Below are 17,521 nucleotides of genomic sequence, written 5' to 3'. Positions count from 1 at the left end.
CCCTGCATTCTCATGGGGCGGCCGTGGCCGGAGCCGCGCCCGTGTCCTCGAGGCCGACAAGTGCGATGCTGAGATAGCCGGACGCGCGCAGAAGGTTCATGACGTCCATCAATTCTCGATAGGCGACCGTGCCGTCGGCGCGCAGGAACACGCGCTTGGTGCGATCGCCGCCGGTCGCTGCATCGAGTCCGCCCTGTAAGGCATCGCGTGAGAGGGCATCGTTGCCGAGCGCCAGCGAAAGATCGGGCTTCAGGGTGAGGAAAAGTGGCTTGTCGGGCCGCTCCGCCGGCGCGGCGTTCGAAGACGGCAGGTCGACGGCAACATCGACGGTCGACAGCGGGGCAGCGACCATGAAGATGATGAGAAGCACGAGAATGACGTCGATGAACGGCGTAACATTGATCTCCGAGACTTCCGCGACATCGTCGGAGTCCGTGTCCTTGAGCGAGACGGCCATGGTCTACTCCGCTGCGGCCAGGTCGACGCCGCGCGGGCGCGGGGTGCCTCCCACGAGAGCGAGCCGCCCGCGATCGAGATCGCGCGAGACATGCTGCATCACCTCGCCAGCGGCATCGGCAAGCAGCGCACGATAGCCGGCGATCGAGCGGGCAAAGACGTTGTAGATGATCACCGCCGGTATGGCTGCGACGAGGCCGATCGCCGTTGCGAACAGCGCTTCTGCAATGCCGGGGGCGACGACGGCAAGGCTGGTGGTCTTCGTCTGGCTGATGCCGATGAAGGCATTCATGATGCCCCAGACGGTGCCGAACAGGCCGACGAAGGGCGCTGTCGAGCCGATCGTCGCGAGGACGCCGGTTCCGCGTGACATCGAGCGTCCGGCCCGGACCTCGATTCGCGACAACTGGATGGACAGCCGCTCCTTGATGCCTTCCGGCGAGAGATGCGCCGAGCGGCGCAGTTCGAGCGTCGCTGCCTGCGCGAGGTCGGCGACTGGGCCTGAGCGGGTCCAGCCGCCGCCTAGGGCGCGGATTGCCTGATCCAGGCTCTCCGCCTCCGCGAGGCGCCGCGTCGCGATCCGCGCCTTCCGCTTTGCGGCGAAGAGCTCCAGAGCCTTGGCGAGCCAGATCGTCCAAGTGACCAGCGACGCGAAGGCGAGACCGCCCATGACGGCCTGCACCACGATGTCGGCATCGCGCACCATCGTCCATGGCGACAGCGATTCCGGCAGCAGGCCGGCGACGATCGGTTCATTCGCTGGACCTGCCGTCTGCGCGGCGGCCGGCATTGCGGCGATGCCGATCATGGCAGCGACGAAAAGGCCTGCGATATGAAAAGTCAGGTCGAGCGGCGCCCGCTTGATCATGGCAGCCAATCCCAGCAGTTCAGAATGATTTCAGGGCACTAATCTATAATCGATCCAATGTAGATCGGATCACCGGCCCGATGACTGCAGTAGGTTGGCGAAGGAATCAAGAATTAATTAGAAGATAGCAAAGATTAGATTTGGAATAATAACAAGGTGGACGGTCGCGAGCCGGCTGAAGCTAAGGGAATGGCCAAGTCAGATCACGCGCCGGCGACACGGCGTTGGGCAGCGCGAGGCGCGAAGCTTGCGACAAACGCGGGGACGGCCTCGGCCGGAAGCGGCTTCGAGATGAGGTAGCCCTGCACGAGGTGGCAATCCAGCGCCCGGATCGCCTCCAGCTCGGCGCGCGTCTCCACTCCTTCGGCGACGATGTCGAGACCGAGCGCGCCCGCCAGCGTCACCATCGACCGAACGACGGCTGCCGTCTTCGAACTGCTGTCAAGATCGGTCACGAAGGTCCGGTCGATCTTCAGCGTATCGCAAGGCAGCGTGATGAGATGGGTCAGCGACGCGAAGCCGGTTCCGAAATCGTCGAGCGCGACCGAGAATCCGAGCTGGCGCAGCGCAGTGAGCGTCGCCACCATTTTCTCTCCGTCACGCGATACCACTGTGGTTTCCGTCACTTCGATGCCGAGCTGCTTGGTCGAGAGCCCGCGCTGGGCCATCTTCTGGCGGAGCTCGGCCGCGAAGCATTCGCTTCTCAGATCGAAGGCCGTCACATTGAGGCTTACATGGGACGGAATGGCGGTTCCGCGCCATCTTGCAAGGTCGGCGGTGACCTGGTCGATCATCGTCGCGCTGACAGCGCGGGCGAGATCGGGCTCGTCGAAGGCCTCGCTGAAATGCGCGGGCGACAGGATGCTTTCGGTCGGATGATGCCAGCGCGCCAGCGCCTCGAAGCCGACGAGCTGTTCCGTCCGAAGGTCGAGAAGCGGTTGATAATGGGGCTTGATCTCACCGGCCGCGATCCCGCCCGCCAGCGACTGCATCAGCCGCGTCCGCCGGTCGGCCTCTGCGCGCATCGCAGGGTCGAAGAACACGGCCCGCGCGCGTCCGGTGCGCTTTGCGCGATAGACCGCGAGGTCTGCGGCCGTCATCAGCTCCATTTCGCCTTGCGCGTCACCAGGAAAGACGGCGATGCCCGCGCTGACGCTGACGGGCACGTCCTGGCGCAACACCGTCAGCGGTCCCATGACCTCGGTGAGGATCCTCGCGACCGCGCTCTGGGCATCATAGGCGTCGCCCGCGTCGATCAGCAGGACGGCGAACTCGTCGCCGCCCAGGCGTCCTGCGATATCGGTTGAGCGAATCGTGCGCGTCAGGCGGGCCGATACCTCGCGCAGGACGATATCGCCGGTGCTGTGCCCGAAACGATCGTTGATGTCCTTGAAATGATCGACGTCGAGAATACAGAGGGCCACCCGCCGCCCGGTGCGCCGCGATTCCTCGATGATCTCGTGAAATCGGATCTCGAAATAGCTGCGGTTTGGCAGATCGGTGAGGCCGTCGAAGCGCGCGCGGTAGATCAGTTCCGCTTCCAGCGCCCGGTTACGCTCGATTTCAGCACGGAGTTCGCGTGATGACGCCTCAATGGTTTCGTTGATCGCCCGGAGATTTTCAGCCTGCAGCGCGAGCAGCCGGTTGGCCGTGAGCAGTTCGTTGCGCTGACGCACGATCGCGCGCGCAGCCATGCGCTGCGGGCCAAGATCGATATTGGTCACCGTCAGGCGCTCGCCATGGGGTGCGATACGCAACTGCCGTTCGACGATGCTGCCTTGATGCGGGTAGCGCGTCTCGAAAACGTCGCGTTGCTGGCTCTCGATGGCGGCGATCATCCGCTGAAGGATGCCGTTGCTTCTGGACGCCGGAAAGTTGTTGGTCAGGAACGTACCGATGATCGCGTCCGGCTCGCTCTTCATGCGCGCCGCGCCTTCGGCGTTGACGGCGATCAGCTTGAAATCGCAAATCCGGCCGGTTTGGTCACGGAGAGCCTCCATTACGCTGATACTGTCGGTGCTGGCGTTGAACACCGATCGCATCAGGTCCTTGGCGTCCTCCCGGCTGCGGACATAGACGACGAGCTCCCGCGTCTCCCCGGTTCGAACCGGCAAGAGCAGGCGTTCATTGGTGCCGATCGAATTGAGCCCGATATGGTCCTGGATCGAGAAACGCGGTTGGTCGCCCTGAACAGCCTCGATATAGCGCCGCACGAAGGGGCGGACCCCGGGATTGTCGATATCCGATAGCCGCCGCCCGGTCGGGTCATGGCCGAACAGCGAAATGATGGTCGAGCCGACCTTTTGATAGATCAGGGTGTCATCGAAGACCGAAAGTACCATGAGCCGATCCACGATCCTGGCGGCGGGCCCGGCAAGAAAAGTAGATCGTTCCGGCACGCCGCCGGCATCGGCTTCCGCGGCTTTCCAGGCCGCGAGCAAGTCGCGCACATCGCAGAAATGCGTCGCGTCTTCGATACTCCCTTCGATATCGTTGACAACTCCGATCACATCATCCTCGTGCGTTGGCCGTCCGAGACCTTTGCCATGATAACGCGAACTGACTTAAGTCAAGCTTTCAGGCCAACCGCAAATACAGCTGGAAATCGAGGTCGGGAATCTCGGCAAAGAATCGCTGGCATTCGGCTTCCTTGATGGTCAGGAAGAGGTCGACGAAGCGTTCGCCAAGCCGTCGTGGCAGGAAAGTCGAGGCGCGCGCCGCTGCGAGAGCGCCGTGCCATGTCGTTGGCAGGCTCGGCGCGATCTGCTCATAGCCATTGCCGACAATCGGCGCGCCCGGGTCTATCGAGGCCTCGATGCCTTCAAGCATGCCGGCGAGAACGGTCGCGAGCGCGACATAAGGATTGGCGTCGGCGCCGCAGACGCGCTGTTCGAGATGGCGGCTGGCGGGCGGGCCGGCCGTCACGCGAACCGGAACGGAGCGGTTGTCGATCGCCCAGGCCGGCCCGACCGGGGCATAGGAATTCGCCTTGAAGCGGCGATACGAATTGGCGTTGGGCGCGAACATCGCCATGCTTTCGGCCATGGTCGCCAGCAGACCGCCGATCGCGTGCTTCAGCAGCGGATTGGCCTCGCCCTCGCCAGCGAAAAGGTTGTTCCCCTCAGCGTCAGCGAGGCTTGCATGCACATGCATGCCGCTGCCGGAGAAGCCGGCATAGGGCTTGGCCATGAAGGTCGCGACATAGCCATGCTTCTCGGCGACGCCCTTGACGAGCCGCTTGTAGAGGATGGCGTCGTCGGCGGCGCGAAGCGCGTCGGTCCGATGGCCGAGCACGATCTCGAACTGACCGGGGGCATATTCCGAAATCAAGGTGCGTGCCGGCAGGCCCATCGCCTTTGCCCCGGCATAGACCTCGTCGAGGAAGGGCGAGAAGTCCTCGAGATCCTGCAGGAGATAGGCCTGCAGACGCTCTTGGCGGAAACCGCTCTTGCCGAGTGGAGGGCGCGGGCGCCCTTCGAGCATCGCAGCGCGATCGATCAGATAGAATTCGAGTTCGATCGCGACGACGGGACGAAAACCCGCCGAGACGAGTGCAGACGCGGTGCGCGCCACGGCATGGCGTGGATCGGCGTCGCTGGCGCGCCCGTCCTTCTCGAATGAGGTCAGGATCATCTGCGCCGTCGGAACGGCCAGCCAGGGCGCAGCGGTCAGGGTTCCGGCGACGGGAATGCAGTCGCGATCCGAATCGCCCTCGTCCCAGACAAGGCCGGTTTCCTCGACGTCTGCGCCGGTGATGTCGAGCGACAGGATCGAGCAGGGCAGGGGGCGGCCATGCCGGAAGGCGCCGACGAGTTCCTCGCGGCGCAGGATCTTGCCACGCTGCACCCCGCTCGGGTCCGTGATGAACGCCTCGAACTGCTCCACCTCTGGATGCGCGGCGAGAAACATCTCCGCCTCGCGCGGGTCGGATCGCTTCATGCCAAGGCCTCATCTGTTCCGGTGAAGATGTCGAAGGCCTCCGCCATCAGCAAGGCGAGGCGCTCGACGTCTTCGCCGCGTGTCGCCGGCGAGACCAGCATCATGTTGTGAAAAGGCGTCAGGATCACGCCGCGATTGAGCAGAGAGAGGTGCAGCGCCCGCTCGAGGTCCTCATCAAGCGCTGCCCGTGCTTCCGCGCCCGTTCGCGGCGGCTGCGGGCTGAACACGAGTTCAACCCGTGCACCGAGCCTGACAACCGACCAGGGCAGGCTGCGGCTGCTAACAGCCTCGGTCAGCCTGTCCGCCAATCTCTCGGCGAGGCCGATCATCTGGCGATAACTGGTTGCGGTCATGACTTCGCAAAGGCAGGCGCGCATCGCGGCCATCGCCAGGAGATTGCCCGACAGTGTGGTTCCGATGCCACTATAGCCCGAGGGTCGCGCCGCCTGGATGCGCCGCATCGCTGCTTCGATTGCCGCCGTGAAGCCATAGACCGCAGCCGGCAATCCGCCGGCGATCGGCTTGCCGACGACGAGGAAGTCGGGTTCGAGATCGCTGCCAGCGGCATAGCCGCCCGGCCCCGTCGCGATCGTGTGCGTCTCGTCGAGGCAGACGAGCGTGCCAGAACGCCGGGCGAGCGCCTGCACCGCTTCGAGGAAGCCCGGCTGTGGCAGCACCATGCCAGTATTGGTGAGCGCGGGTTCGGTCAGGATCAGCGCCACGTCGCCGCCTGCGAGCGCCGCTTCGAGCGCTGTGCAATCGTTGAAATCGATCACGAGCGTGTCCGCTGTCGCGCCAGGTGTCGGTCCGATCAGGCTGGGCTTCGGAGAACATCCATCTGCCGTCATGTTCGCGAAGGTCTCGTCGACCTGGCCGTGATAGCAGCCATCGAAGATGAGCAGCTTCGGCCGGCGGGTGATGGCGCGGGCCCAGCGGATCACCGCCCTGTTCGCGTCGCTCGCCGTGGCCGTCATCTGCCAGAAGGGGAGGCCGAACCTCTCGGCCAGCAGTTCGCCGACCGCCGCGGTGTCGGCACCGGGCAGCATGGCCGTCAGGCCGAGGCTCGCCTGTTCCGCGATTGCCTGCGCAACCGGGGCCGGCGAATGCCCGAAGAGCGCGCCGCCATCTCCGAGACAGAAATCGACATAGGTCAGGCCATCCGCATCCGTAACGGTCGCACCCTCGGCACGGGTGATGCTGAGCGGAAAGGGCGTGGCCCAGTCGAGCATCCAGTGCTGCGGCACGCCGCCAGGATAGTGAACCGCAGCGCGCTCAAAGAGGGATTTGGAAGCCGGATGCTTCGACCGGAAGGCTGCCGTTTCTTGCGCGACAAGGGCTCGGGCCCTCCTGCGCAGATCATCGATGGAATACAATTGACGCTCTTGGCCCCCGTCCTTCGGGCAGCATAGCGCACAGCTTCTTCCAAAATGAAGGCCCCGCGCGCCCGTCGCGTGCGGGGCCGCTTGATCTATTCGGCGGCGCTCAGCGCAAAGGCGGGCGCCAGCCGGCGCCGGACCTTGCGGGCGGCGCGTTCAGCCGCGATCGCGTCGGGGAACATCATTCCCTCCAGCGCCGCGAAGGTGCGCTCCAGGGCGTGGAATGCGAAGGCGCGGCCGGATTTCACCAGAATGCCCGCGGCTTTGTCGTCGATCTCGATGATGTAGTTGTCGAACACCGATAGCCTCCTTTCGCCGACCTCGTTCCATGCAAGGACCGGGCCGCGATTGAGTTATTGTTTTCGAAGGTCGGGTCGGCGGAGGGGATGCCCTTCGACCGGCTCGTACCAATGCGTCTCGTCAGGCTTGGTTCCAGCCGGCGGGACAGTGGCGCGCCGGACTGATTTCGGGGTTCGTGAACATGCGAATGAGGGTCAACGGATGCCTCCTCGTGAAGGGGTGCTCCGCCATGGACGTCATATCCAAGGCGCTTTAGCGTTGGTTTCGCGGTGCAAGCTGTCGGTCAAATTCCCGCGGCATCGTTCAGGATGCGACGCCTATTTGGCGCCGATGGCCGCCTCACTACCAGCCATCGATTTCCGTTTTTTGACAGTTCTGGAGATCGTTTTCCCGGCGCCCCGGAGATGCGTGTGAGAACGGCTGCCGAGCGTCCTGCGCAGGCGCGCGGCGTGGTGCCCAGCGATGAGGCGAACCCGGCTTGCGGCGCGGCAGGCAACGCCGCCGCGACTTCCTGCCGCGGCGCAGCAACGATTTGCGTTGACTCCCGTCACCGGTGCGCAATTAATTGCATCAGAATGAATTAATAAAGCGGCGAAAACGCCGCTGCCCGGATCGGGCGCAGGGAGGAATTGGTGGAGAGGCCCGGCAACGGACGCGGGAGCAATTCCGCGCAACTCCGACGCTATAACGAGCGGCTCGTCCTGCAGCGGCTGCGCCGTGCCGGCGAAGCCTCGAAGGCCGACCTTGCCCGTGCCGCCGACCTGACCAACACCGCCATCGGCGGGATCATCGAGAAACTGGTCGATCTCGGCTTGATCGAAGCCGTGGGCAAGCGCCATGGCGGTGGCCGTGGCCAGCCGGCGACGATCCTCCGCCCCAATCCGGACGGTGCCTATGGCATTGGTGTTCGTCTCGACCGCCGTTCGATCGAGACGGTGCTGATCGATTTTGGCGGCCGCATTCTGGCGCGCCGCGACCACGACACCGTGCTGCCGGCACCCGAAGAGGCGCTCGCACTGGTCGCGCGCGACGTGTTCGAACTGCACGCGACGCTGGATCCGGCCGCGCAGGCGCGGTTTGCCGGTATCGGGGTGGCGCACCCCTATAACCTCGGTGCCTGGCTTGGCCGTCTCGGACTGCCCCCATCCGCTTTCGAGCGGTGGGACACGTTCGATTTTCCAGCCTGCCTCGAGGAGGAGACCGGTCTGCCGGTCTTCGCGGAAAATGACGGCAGCGCTGCTACCATCGCGGAGTTGTTCTATGGCGTCGGCCGGCGGGCTGACGACTTCCTCTATCTGTTCATTGGCCCCGCGATCGGCGGCGGCATCGTGACGGGTGGCGACTGCCTGCGTGGCAGCCATGGCAATGCCGGCGATGTCGCGGTCATGCCGGTGGCGCCGAGCCGCCTTGCCTCGGCGCCAAGCCCGGCCGACGGGCGCGACCTGCTCATCACGCGGGCATCGCTCAATGCTCTGGCGCGTCATCTCGCCTACCATGGCGAAGCTTCCGACACTGCGCTTGTGCTGGAGGCGGCGATCCGCCTGCCGCATCAGGCCGTCGACGAATGGCTCGATGACATGGTCGACGCCCTGGCGCCGGCCGTATGGTCGGCGATCGCGCTGCTCGATGTTCCGCTCGTCGTGGTCGATGCGGATATCGATGCCGGGCTTGTGGGCGCCGTGCTGAGCCGCCTCGCCGCGGCGCTCGAAACGGCCAAGCCGGAGGCGCGGCGACCGCCGCAGTTGCAGCGTGGCTCATTCGGCCGCGACGCCGGCGCCATCGGCGCCGCCAGCCTGCCGATGTTCTTCAATTTTGCACCGCGTGCCTCGATCCTGACGCGCGCGGACGACGACAGAGGCGGGAGGGACCTGCTCGTCGAAGCTTGAGTCGCAAGCGGTCGCTGGAGGGCGGCCGTTCGATATCCGGGAGGAGCCGGACGTGCGTGGAGGGGACTGGTCGCTCCGCGCGCAAGCAAGAACCGACCAGGGAGGAGAAGACATGCTGAAGAAAATCGCGCTTGCCGCCAGCATATTGACGCTGTCGGCCATGCCGGTTCTGGCTGATGAGGTCATCGGCCTCATCACCAAGACAGAGACCAACCCGTTCTTCGTCAAGATGCGCGAAGGCGCACAGGCCAAGGCAGCGGAGCTCGGCATCACGCTGCAGACCGCCGCCGGCAAGTATGACGGCGACAATGACGGCCAGGTGGCGGCGATCGAGAACCTGATCGCTGCCGGCGCCAAGGGCTTCGCGATCGTGCCGTCGGATTCGAAGGCCATCGTGCCGACCATCCAGAAGGCTCGGGATGCCGGCCTCAAGGTGATCGTGCTCGACACGCCGCTCGATCCGATGAACGCCGCCGACGCAACCTTCGCTACCGACAACCGCAAGGCGGGCCAGCTCATCGGCGAATGGGCGAACAAGACGCTTGGCGACAAGGCCAAGGACGCGAAGATCGTGTTCCTCGACCTCGCGACCAACCAGCCGACCGTCGACTATCTGCGCGACCAGGGCTTCATGCAGGGCTTCGGGATCGACGTGAAGGACCCGAACAAGTACGGCGACGAGGACGATGCGCGCATCTGCACGCATGAGATCAGCCAGGGCGACCAGGAAAAGGGCCGCACGGCGATGGAGAACGCGCTGCAGAAGTGCCCGGACGTCAATGTCGTCTACACGATCAACGAGCCGGCCGCGGCCGGCGCGTGGGAGGCGTTGAAGGCGGTCGGCAAGGATGACGGCAGCGTCATGATCGTCTCGGTCGACGGCGGCTGCCCGGGCGTCAAGAACGTCCAGGCCGGCGTCATCGGCGGCACCAGCCAGCAATATCCGCTGAAGATGGCGGCGATGGCGCTCGAGGCGATCCACACCGGCAAGCTGCCGGAGATCGATCCGGCGGTCGGCTTCTTCGACACCGGCGCCCAGCTGGTGACGGCGAAGCCCGTGGACGGCGTTCCCTCGATCACCGTCGAGGAAGGCCTGAAGCTCTGCTGGGGCTGATCATGACGTGACGCCGGGCTTCGGCCCGGCCGAACGAAGAGCGGGAGCCGCAGCAGCGGCTCCCGTAGTCTGGCGACAGGGGAGGAGTTCGCCGCATGAGTGACAACGCTTCGGGCTCGGGCTCTGCAGAGAGCGGACTCGCCGGCGCCGACCAGTCGGTCGCCAGCTTCGATGAGACCGATGTCGGCCTCGTCCGCCGCATGCAGGGTTTCCTGCATCAATATCCGACCAGCATTCCCTTCATCGTGCTGCTGGTCGGCGTCGTGATCTTCTCGATCGCAGCGCCGGGCAAGTTCTTCGCGCCCTTCAATTTCTCGCTGGTCCTGCAGCAGGTGACGATCATCGCGGTGCTCGGCATCGCGCAGACGCTGATCATCCTGACCGCCGGCATCGACCTGTCTGTCGGCGCGATCATGATCCTCTGCTCCGTCGTCATGGGCCGGACGGCCGTCGTCTATGGCGTGCCCGTCGAGATCGCCTTTCCGCTCGGGCTCATCTGCGGGATAGCCTGCGGCCTCGTGAACGGCGTGATCGTGACGCTGCTGCGTCTGCCGCCCTTCATCGTGACGCTCGGCACCTGGAGCATCTTCGGCGCGCTCAATGTCTGGTATTCCAAGAGCGAAACCATCCGCTCGCAGGACATGCAGGAGGCGGCGCCGTTCCTGCAGTGGACCGGCTCGCTGTTCAAACCCTATGACTTCTTCTCCAAGACGCTTGGGCTCGACTGGACCTTCCTCAAGGGATGGGTCCTGACCTACGGCTCGATCGTGATGCTGCTGGTGGCGCTCGCCGTCTGGTACATCCTCAACCGCACGGCGTTCGGCCGCCATGTCTATGCGACGGGCGATGATCCCGATGCGGCCCGCCTTGCCGGCATCAGCACGACCAAGACGCTGATCGGCGTCTATACGCTTGCCGGCTTCATCTGCGCCATCGCCGCATGGGTTCTCATCGGCCGCATCGGCGGCGTCAGTCCACAGGCCGGCCAGACGGCCAACCTCGATTCGATCACCGCCGTGGTGATCGGCGGCACCAGCCTCTTCGGCGGACGCGGCTCGATCATCGGCACGCTGATCGGGGCGCTGATCGTCGGCGTCTTCCGCAACGGTCTCGCGCTCTCCGGTCTCGAACTGCTTTGGCAGGATTTCGCGGTCGGCGTGCTGATCATCGTCGCCGTCACCATCGACCAGTGGATCAGGAAGCTATCGGCATGAGCACGGAACCGATCCTGCAGGCCCGAGGCCTCAACAAGCGCTATGGCCGCGTCGTCGCTCTCGACAACGCCGATTTCGACCTGATGCCGAACGAGATCCTCGCGGTCATCGGCGATAATGGCGCCGGCAAGTCGACGCTTATCAAGGCGCTCACCGGCGCGGTCATTCCCGATTTTGGCGAGATCCGCCTGAACGGCCAGCCGATCGCCTTCAAGAGCCCGATCGACGCGCGCAATCGCGGCATCGAGACCGTCTACCAGAACCTTGCCGTTTCGCCCGCCCTGTCGATCGCCGACAACCTGTTCCTCGGCCGCGAGAAGCGGCGCGACGACTGGATCGGCAAGATCTTCAGGACGCTTGATCGCGGCTACATGCAGCGGGAGGCGCGTCAGAAGCTGTCGGAACTCGGCCTTCTGACGATCCAGAACATCAACCAGCCGGTCGAGACGTTGTCGGGCGGCCAGAGGCAGGGCGTTGCCGTCGCCCGTGCCGCCGCCTTTGGCAGCCGCGTGGTGATCCTGGACGAGCCGACAGCCGCGCTCGGCGTCAAGGAATCGCGCAAGGTGCTGGAACTGATGCTCAGGCTGAAAGCGCGGGGACTGCCGATCGTGCTGATCAGCCACAACATGCCGCATGTGTTCGAGGTCGCCGACCGCATCCACATCCATCGCCTCGGCAAGCGCATCGCCGTCATCGACCCGAAGAAGCACTCGATGTCGGATGCGGTCGCCATCATGACCGGTGCCATGGCGCCGCCGGCGGCCGAGGCCGCCTGAATCCCAGATCGGGGCACGCTTGGAGAGATGATGCATCTGCGCCTGGAGCTTTTCGTCGATGACGTGCCCCGTTCGCTTGCCTTCTATGTCGACGTGCTCGGCTTCGCCGTCGCGGCGGAAGGCGAGGGCGACTATGTCCAGCTCCACCGCGGCGCTGCTGTGCTCTCGTTGAACCGACGTGAAGGGCTGCCAGACGACCATCCTGTCCAGGCCGCTCCCGGCATCCCGCTCGGCAAGGGCATCGAGATTGTCCTGCAGGTCGACGACATCGTCCGCTTGCATGAAAGCGTCCGCGCCAGCGGCTGGCCGCTCGCGGCCCCGCTGATGCGCCGGCCCTGGGACTGCGCCGACTTCCGCCTCGTCGATCCCGACGGCTATTATCTGCGCCTCACCGACTGAGCTCAGGTGTGACGGACGTCACAGGTCCGTTCCACCGGGTGATTCTAGAATGACCGTCCGCCGGCGCCCCTCGCCCGGCCGCGAGGGAGGCCCGGATTGGACGACACAGCGTTTGCCGTGATCGCCGCGCTTGGCTTGCTGCAGGTCAAGCACCTCCTCTGCGACTTTTTTATCCAGACGCCGCGCCAGATCGCCATGAAGGGCCATTACGGCCATCTCGCCGGCATCGGCCATGCCGTGCTGCATGCGGTGGCGACGCTACCGATCTTCCTCGTGCTGCCAACAAGCCTGCCGGTCGCGCTGGCCGTTATCGTCGGCGAATGCGTGCTGCACTACCACATCGACTGGGCGAAGGCCGTGATCGGCGACCGCCACGGCTGGACCGTGCGCGACAGTGCGTATTGGCGCGGCCTCGGCCTCGACCAGTTCGCCCACCAGATTACCTATCTCGGTATCGTGCTCGTCCTGATCCTGGTCAGGAACTGACCGGCGGCGGCCGCCCGAACATCCGGCGCATCGCTTCGACGATCTCGCGGGCCCGGCTTTCGCTGGCGCGCGGCGCATCCGGGCCGCCGAGCTTCGCCCGCCGTTCGGCGAGGAGGGCGCCCATCCGGTCGAGCAGGTCGGGCGAGCGGAGGAACATGGCCTCGAGCGCCACCTTCGTGATCTCGACCGCAATGGTGGTGTCGATCGCCGTGACGGTGGCGGCCCGCCGCGCGCCGGTAAGCAGCGACATCTCGCCGACGATCTCGCCAGGCCCGAGCGTCGCTACGGGGCGGGCCGTCTTGCGTTCGGCGACGGTGACACCGAGGCGGCCGGTGACGATCGCCAGCATGAAGCCGCCGAAATCGCCCTCATTCATGACGATCATGCCGCGCGTATAGGTGACGAGGCGGCAGCGCGCGGCCAGTTCGCTCCGCTGCTGCGGCGTCAGGACGTCGGCGAAAAGACTGATCCGGCCGAGGACGTCCAGGATATCCATAGCGAACTCTCGGAGAGAGGCGGGCGCAGGCCCGCGGTCCCTAAAGGATCAGGCGAGATGCATCGGCAGGGAAGCGTCCGCGAGGCTCGGCATCGATTCGGTGGAGAGATCCAGCAGGCTGCGCAGTGCGCCGCGATCACGCGCGACATCGGCAATCGTGTAGCGATCGAGCACTCCGAAGAAGGCGCTGAGGGCTTCGCTCAGAATCCGGTTCACACCGCAGGAATCGACCAGCGGGCAGTCGCGATTCGCCGTATCGAAGCAGTCGGTCAGGAAGAAGTTGCTCTCGGTGGCACGGACGACGGCTCCGATCGTGATCTCATGCGCAGGCCGCGCCAGGCGGATACCGCCATTGCGGCCGCGGATGGTCTCGACGAAGCCGCTCTCGACCAGCACATGCATGATCTTGAACAGATGCAGTTCCGAAATCCCGTAGGTCGTGGCGATATCACGAATACGGCTGTTGTCGGTTGTATTGGCGGCGCAATAGAGCAGCACGCGGATCGAATAGCTCGTCTGCTGGGTAAGACGCATGCGACATCCCTCGCTGACACCCGCTTGCGGTCCCATTCGGACCGATTTTTCCGGGCATTAAAGTTCCTTCTTAAAGTCTCCTTTGCAAGGATTCAACCGCTCCCCGGCTCGGGACCGGCAAAGCAAAGGCCCGGAAGCTGGGCTCCCGGGCCTTAGAAACCGCGACCGTCTGCGGGTCGGATCAGATCAACGAGCCATTGACGACCGCCTGGCCGTCCTTATCGAAGAGGTGAACCGTCTTCGGGTCGATGATGATGCGGACATTGTCGCCCGAGCGCTGGCCGGCGAGGCCATCGGCCTTGACGACCGTCGATTCGGTGCCTTCGACGTCGACATAGATCATCGTTTCGCCGCCGAGATGCTCCGACAGCACGACCTTGCCGGGGACGCCGGTATCGGTCGGGGCGATCGTGAGATGCTCCGGACGAACGCCCAGCGTGTACGGGCCGGGGGCAATCGAGGCGCCACGGGTCGGGATGGCGATGGTCGAGCCGCCGGGCAGGGCGATGATCGCCGAACCGCCGGTAACCTCGGACACCTTGACGTCGAACAGGTTCATCTTCGGGCTGCCGATGAAGGTCGCGACGAAGAGATTGTTCGGACGGTGGTAAAGCTCGAGCGGCGAGCCGACCTGTTCGATGCGGCCGGCGCTGAGCACGACGATCTTGTCGGCCATCGTCATCGCTTCGACCTGGTCGTGCGTGACGTAGATCATCGTCGCCTTGAGATCGTTATGCAGGCGCGAGATTTCGATGCGCATCTGCACGCGGAGGGCGGCGTCGAGGTTCGACAGGGGCTCGTCGAACAGGAACACGTCCGGCTCGCGCACGATGGCACGGCCGATCGCGACACGCTGCCGCTGACCACCCGAGAGCTGGGCCGGGCGGCGATTGAGCAGCTCGGTGAGGTGCAGCATCTTGGCCGCCTTGGCGGTGCGCGCCTGGATCTCAGGCTTCGGCATCTTCGCCATCTTCATGCCGAAGCCGATATTCTCGGCGACGGTCATGTGCGGGTAGAGCGCGTAGGACTGGAACACCATCGAGACGCCGCGCTCTGCCGGAGCAAGGCGGGTCACGTCACGGTCGCCAATTCGGACCGAGCCGTCCGTGGTGCCTTCGAGGCCCGCGATGAGACGGAGAAGGGTCGACTTGCCGCAGCCCGACGGACCGACGAACACGCAGAACTCGCCATCCTTGACCTCAAGGTCGACGCCCCGGATGATCGGAACTTCGCCGAACGACTTCTGCACCTGACGAAGCGTCAGACTTGCCATTGAACTTTCTCCCAAATGTGAGGGCGCGAAACGCCGAGGCATTCCAAGCCCGTAACAGGCTAGTTTCCTCCGGGCGCTAACGTCCACGATCCTAAGGCGGGAGTAAAGTACGAAATCGTCATTTGCTGATACGATCCCGCGAGTTTGATAAGGTAAGGCGGCTGGCGCCTGCGCTGGCCTGCGCTATGATCCGCCGGTCCAATCGGGCGTCACCCCTTCATGCAGCATCAGGAATTCCTGGTCGATCCTGACCATACGACGCCGGCGCGTGACTCGTTCAATGTCGGCAGTATCAACCGCGTCCGCCTCATGCGCTCGGCGCATGTGCACAGCCATGTCGAGATCAATCTGATCATCGAAGGGCAGATGACCTATCTGTTCAACGGCCGGACGGTCACGCTGAAACGGAGCGATCTCGGCATGTTCTGGGCGGCGATCCCGCACCGGGTCATCGAGGTCGAGCCGGGCACGCGCTTCATCTGCAGCGACCTGCCGATCGAAATGTGCCTTGCGATGCCGGGCTGCGAGGCGCTGAAGACGGCCTTGCTGCAGGGCGGCCTTCTGGTGGCTGACAAAGTGCATGCCTATGAGCAGGCGCTCTTCGAGTCCTGGCATGGGGACCTCGTCGAGCGTCGCGAGACGATGCTGACGGTTGTGCGTGACGAGCTCGCGGCGCGGCTGCGGCGGTTCGAGATCGATGGCTGGCGCGACCTTGCCTCGGACGATGAAGAGCGCCGGGCCCGCGAGGCGGACCCCGATGCCGCCGAGCCGCATCGCGACAAGGTCCATCGCATGGCGCGCTACATCGCCGAGCACGCCACCGCGCCGATCGCCGTTGCCGATATCGCTGCCTCCGTCGGGCTGCATCCCAACTATGCGATGACGCTATTCCGCCGAACGCTCGGCATGACGATCAACGAATATGTCACCCGACAGCGGCTGATGCTGGCGCATGGTCGCCTCCTGGCCAGCGACGGCGACATCGCGGCGATCGCTTTCGAGGCGGGTTTCGGCTCGCTCAGCCGATTCTATGAGGCCTTCCGCGAGCGCTATGGCTGCACGCCGCGCGACATGCGTCGCAGCTTCCGAGAAACCCGCGCCGCCGCCGCCGTCTGATCAGGCAGGGGTGGACGGGGAGGGCTCGCGAATTATTTTTCCGTCGCGCGACGGACACCGCGCTGTGGTTCGTATCATGCTGGTCGAACCCCGGAGCCGGATCACCCTATGGCCGTTTGGAAGCAACTGCTGTTATGCCTCGTCGTTCTCGTGATCGCGGGTGGCGGCTGGTATGCCTATCAGCATCGCGACACGCTTTTCGGCGGGGCAGCGCAACAGGATGCAGCCGGAACCGGAGCGCCCGGCGCGGGCGGCGGCCGGCGTGGCGGCGGTTTTGCGGCCGGTCCAACGCTGGTCGTCTCGGCGCCCGTCGGCAGCGACATCGTCACCGACGATGTGCGCGCGGTCGGCACCGTGCTGGTGACTCAATCGATCAACGTCTATCCGCAGGTGACCGCCGAGGTCACCGAAGTGCTGTTCAAGGCCGCCGACAAGGTCAAGAAGGGGCAGGCGCTCGTTCGGCTCGATGATGCCGACCAGAAGGTCGCCCTCGATCTGGCCCAGGTCGCGCTCAGCGACGCCAAAAAGACGCTGGACCGCTCGCAAAGGCTCGCCGACACCAACAACCTGACGCTTTCGGCGTTGCAGGACGCGCAATCCGCGGAGCGCAAGGGCGAGATCGGCGTGCTCAGCGCCCAGATCGCGCTCGACCGCCGCACCATCAACGCCCCCTTCGACGGCGTCGTCGGTATCAGCAATCTCTCCGTCGGCGACCTCGTGACGCCGACCACCGTCATCACCACGCTCGATGATCCCTCGGTGATGAAGGTCTCATTCCTCATTCCGGAGCGCTATGCGGGCCGCGTCGCCCTTGGCCAGGCGATCACGGCTTCGTCCGAATCAAAGCCGGGAACCGTCATTAACGGCAAGCTGACGGCGATCGACACGCGCGTCGATCCCACCGCTCGCACGCTGAAGCTCGAGGCAACGCTCGATGCCGCTGCGGCGCAGGCGATCGGCGTGCGGCCCGGCATGGCGATCAAGGTCGAGCTGCCTTTCCCGGGCGAAAAGCAGCTTGCGGTCTCCGCGCTGTCGATCCAGTGGGACCGGACCGGCTCTTATATCTGGAAGGTCGCCGGCGACGGCGTGGCCCGCGTTCCGATCACGATCCTGGAGCGGCAGAGCGGCCGCGTCTTGGTTGCATCCGATGATCTCAAGGAGGGCGACCGGGTTGTTGTCGAGGGCCTTCAGAGGCTGCGGCCCGGCGTCAAGATTGCCGAGGCCGGCGCTGGCAAGCCTGAAGCGGCGAGCGCGAATGGTGCCAAGCCCGTCGCCCAGGGGAGCTGAC

At 65.0% G+C, this 17,521-nt stretch carries 17 protein-coding genes; 8 read left to right on the top strand and 9 right to left on the bottom strand.

The features are described from left to right. Positions 1-10: 10 nt before the first annotated feature. The 6 genes from exbD to BUB39_RS01810 all read right to left on the bottom strand — a co-directional run bounded on the left by exbD (position 11) and on the right by BUB39_RS01810 (position 6,938). Entirely contained in the window at positions 11-457 is a 447-nt protein-coding gene (exbD, locus tag BUB39_RS01835; protein WP_073051338.1) for a TonB system transport protein ExbD, read from the bottom strand. A gap of 3 nt (positions 458-460) precedes the next feature. Beyond that, complete coding sequence (exbB, locus tag BUB39_RS01830; protein WP_073051337.1) at positions 461-1,324, bottom strand: tonB-system energizer ExbB; 864 nt, start codon at positions 1,322-1,324, stop codon at positions 461-463. 203 nt (positions 1,325-1,527) lie between these two features. Beyond that, a complete protein-coding gene (locus tag BUB39_RS01825; protein ID WP_073051336.1) occupies positions 1,528-3,834 on the bottom strand; it encodes a putative bifunctional diguanylate cyclase/phosphodiesterase in 2,307 nt (768 codons plus the stop codon). 67 nt (positions 3,835-3,901) lie between these two features. Further along, positions 3,902-5,263, bottom strand: coding sequence for a glutamine synthetase family protein (locus tag BUB39_RS01820; protein WP_073051335.1), 1,362 nt, complete (start codon positions 5,261-5,263; stop codon positions 3,902-3,904). Next, positions 5,260-6,636: an aspartate aminotransferase family protein gene (locus BUB39_RS01815; RefSeq protein WP_073051334.1), complete on the bottom strand. Its 1,377-nt coding sequence runs from the start codon at positions 6,634-6,636 to the stop codon at positions 5,260-5,262. Before BUB39_RS01815 ends, BUB39_RS01820 begins: the two co-directional genes overlap by 4 nt. 95 nt (positions 6,637-6,731) lie before the next feature. Continuing rightward, on the bottom strand, positions 6,732-6,938 hold the full coding sequence (locus BUB39_RS01810; protein ID WP_073051333.1) for a hypothetical protein: 207 nt from the start codon (positions 6,936-6,938) through the stop codon (positions 6,732-6,734). Positions 6,939-7,571: 633 nt separating this feature from the next. On the opposite strand from BUB39_RS01810, the gene BUB39_RS01805 reads away from it, so the two are divergent. The 6 genes from BUB39_RS01805 to BUB39_RS01780 all read left to right on the top strand — a co-directional run bounded on the left by BUB39_RS01805 (position 7,572) and on the right by BUB39_RS01780 (position 12,814). Beyond that, positions 7,572-8,825, top strand: a complete 1,254-nt coding sequence (locus tag BUB39_RS01805) for an ROK family transcriptional regulator (RefSeq protein ID WP_073051332.1) — start codon at positions 7,572-7,574, stop codon at positions 8,823-8,825. A gap of 115 nt (positions 8,826-8,940) precedes the next feature. After that, positions 8,941-9,939, top strand: coding sequence for a sugar ABC transporter substrate-binding protein (locus BUB39_RS01800; protein WP_073052683.1), 999 nt, complete (start codon positions 8,941-8,943; stop codon positions 9,937-9,939). 95 nt (positions 9,940-10,034) lie between these two features. Further along, positions 10,035-11,153, top strand: coding sequence for an ABC transporter permease (locus BUB39_RS01795; RefSeq protein ID WP_073051331.1), 1,119 nt, complete (start codon positions 10,035-10,037; stop codon positions 11,151-11,153). Then, the gene (locus BUB39_RS01790; RefSeq protein ID WP_073051330.1) at positions 11,150-11,929 is read left to right on the top strand and encodes an ATP-binding cassette domain-containing protein; all 780 of its coding nucleotides are present in this window, start codon (positions 11,150-11,152) and stop codon (positions 11,927-11,929) included. Before BUB39_RS01795 ends, BUB39_RS01790 begins: the two co-directional genes overlap by 4 nt. A 27-nt stretch (positions 11,930-11,956) precedes the next feature. Then, positions 11,957-12,328, top strand: coding sequence for a VOC family protein (locus BUB39_RS01785; protein WP_084526836.1), 372 nt, complete (start codon positions 11,957-11,959; stop codon positions 12,326-12,328). Between the two features lie 96 nt (positions 12,329-12,424). Next, positions 12,425-12,814: a DUF3307 domain-containing protein gene (locus BUB39_RS01780; protein WP_073051329.1), complete on the top strand. Its 390-nt coding sequence runs from the start codon at positions 12,425-12,427 to the stop codon at positions 12,812-12,814. Here BUB39_RS01780 and BUB39_RS01775 read toward each other — a convergent pair. From BUB39_RS01775 to BUB39_RS01765, 3 genes are all read right to left on the bottom strand, one after another. After that, a complete protein-coding gene (locus BUB39_RS01775) occupies positions 12,804-13,310 on the bottom strand; it encodes a Crp/Fnr family transcriptional regulator (protein ID WP_073051328.1) in 507 nt (168 codons plus the stop codon). The genes BUB39_RS01780 and BUB39_RS01775 overlap by 11 nt on opposite strands. 48 nt (positions 13,311-13,358) lie before the next feature. Next, the gene (gene rirA, locus BUB39_RS01770) at positions 13,359-13,844 is read right to left on the bottom strand and encodes an iron-responsive transcriptional regulator RirA (protein WP_073051327.1); all 486 of its coding nucleotides are present in this window, start codon (positions 13,842-13,844) and stop codon (positions 13,359-13,361) included. A 181-nt stretch (positions 13,845-14,025) separates the two neighbouring features. Continuing rightward, the gene (locus BUB39_RS01765; RefSeq protein ID WP_073051326.1) at positions 14,026-15,117 is read right to left on the bottom strand and encodes an ABC transporter ATP-binding protein; all 1,092 of its coding nucleotides are present in this window, start codon (positions 15,115-15,117) and stop codon (positions 14,026-14,028) included. Between the two features lie 219 nt (positions 15,118-15,336). Here BUB39_RS01765 and BUB39_RS01760 point away from each other — a divergent pair, with 219 nt between their 5' ends. Beyond that, positions 15,337-16,233 (top strand): helix-turn-helix domain-containing protein, encoded by an 897-nt coding sequence (locus tag BUB39_RS01760; protein ID WP_084526835.1) that lies wholly within the window; start codon positions 15,337-15,339, stop codon positions 16,231-16,233. Positions 16,234-16,341: 108 nt separating this feature from the next. Continuing rightward, positions 16,342-17,520: an efflux RND transporter periplasmic adaptor subunit gene (locus BUB39_RS01755; RefSeq protein ID WP_073051325.1), complete on the top strand. Its 1,179-nt coding sequence runs from the start codon at positions 16,342-16,344 to the stop codon at positions 17,518-17,520. The last annotated feature ends 1 nt before the right edge of the window (position 17,521 follow it).

This window comes from Kaistia soli DSM 19436, assembly GCF_900129325.1.
In the GTDB taxonomy this organism is placed as follows: domain Bacteria; phylum Pseudomonadota; class Alphaproteobacteria; order Rhizobiales; family Kaistiaceae; genus Kaistia; species Kaistia soli.
Note: the sequence above shows the minus strand (reverse complement) of the source record. Positions and strands in the feature narration are given on the sequence as shown.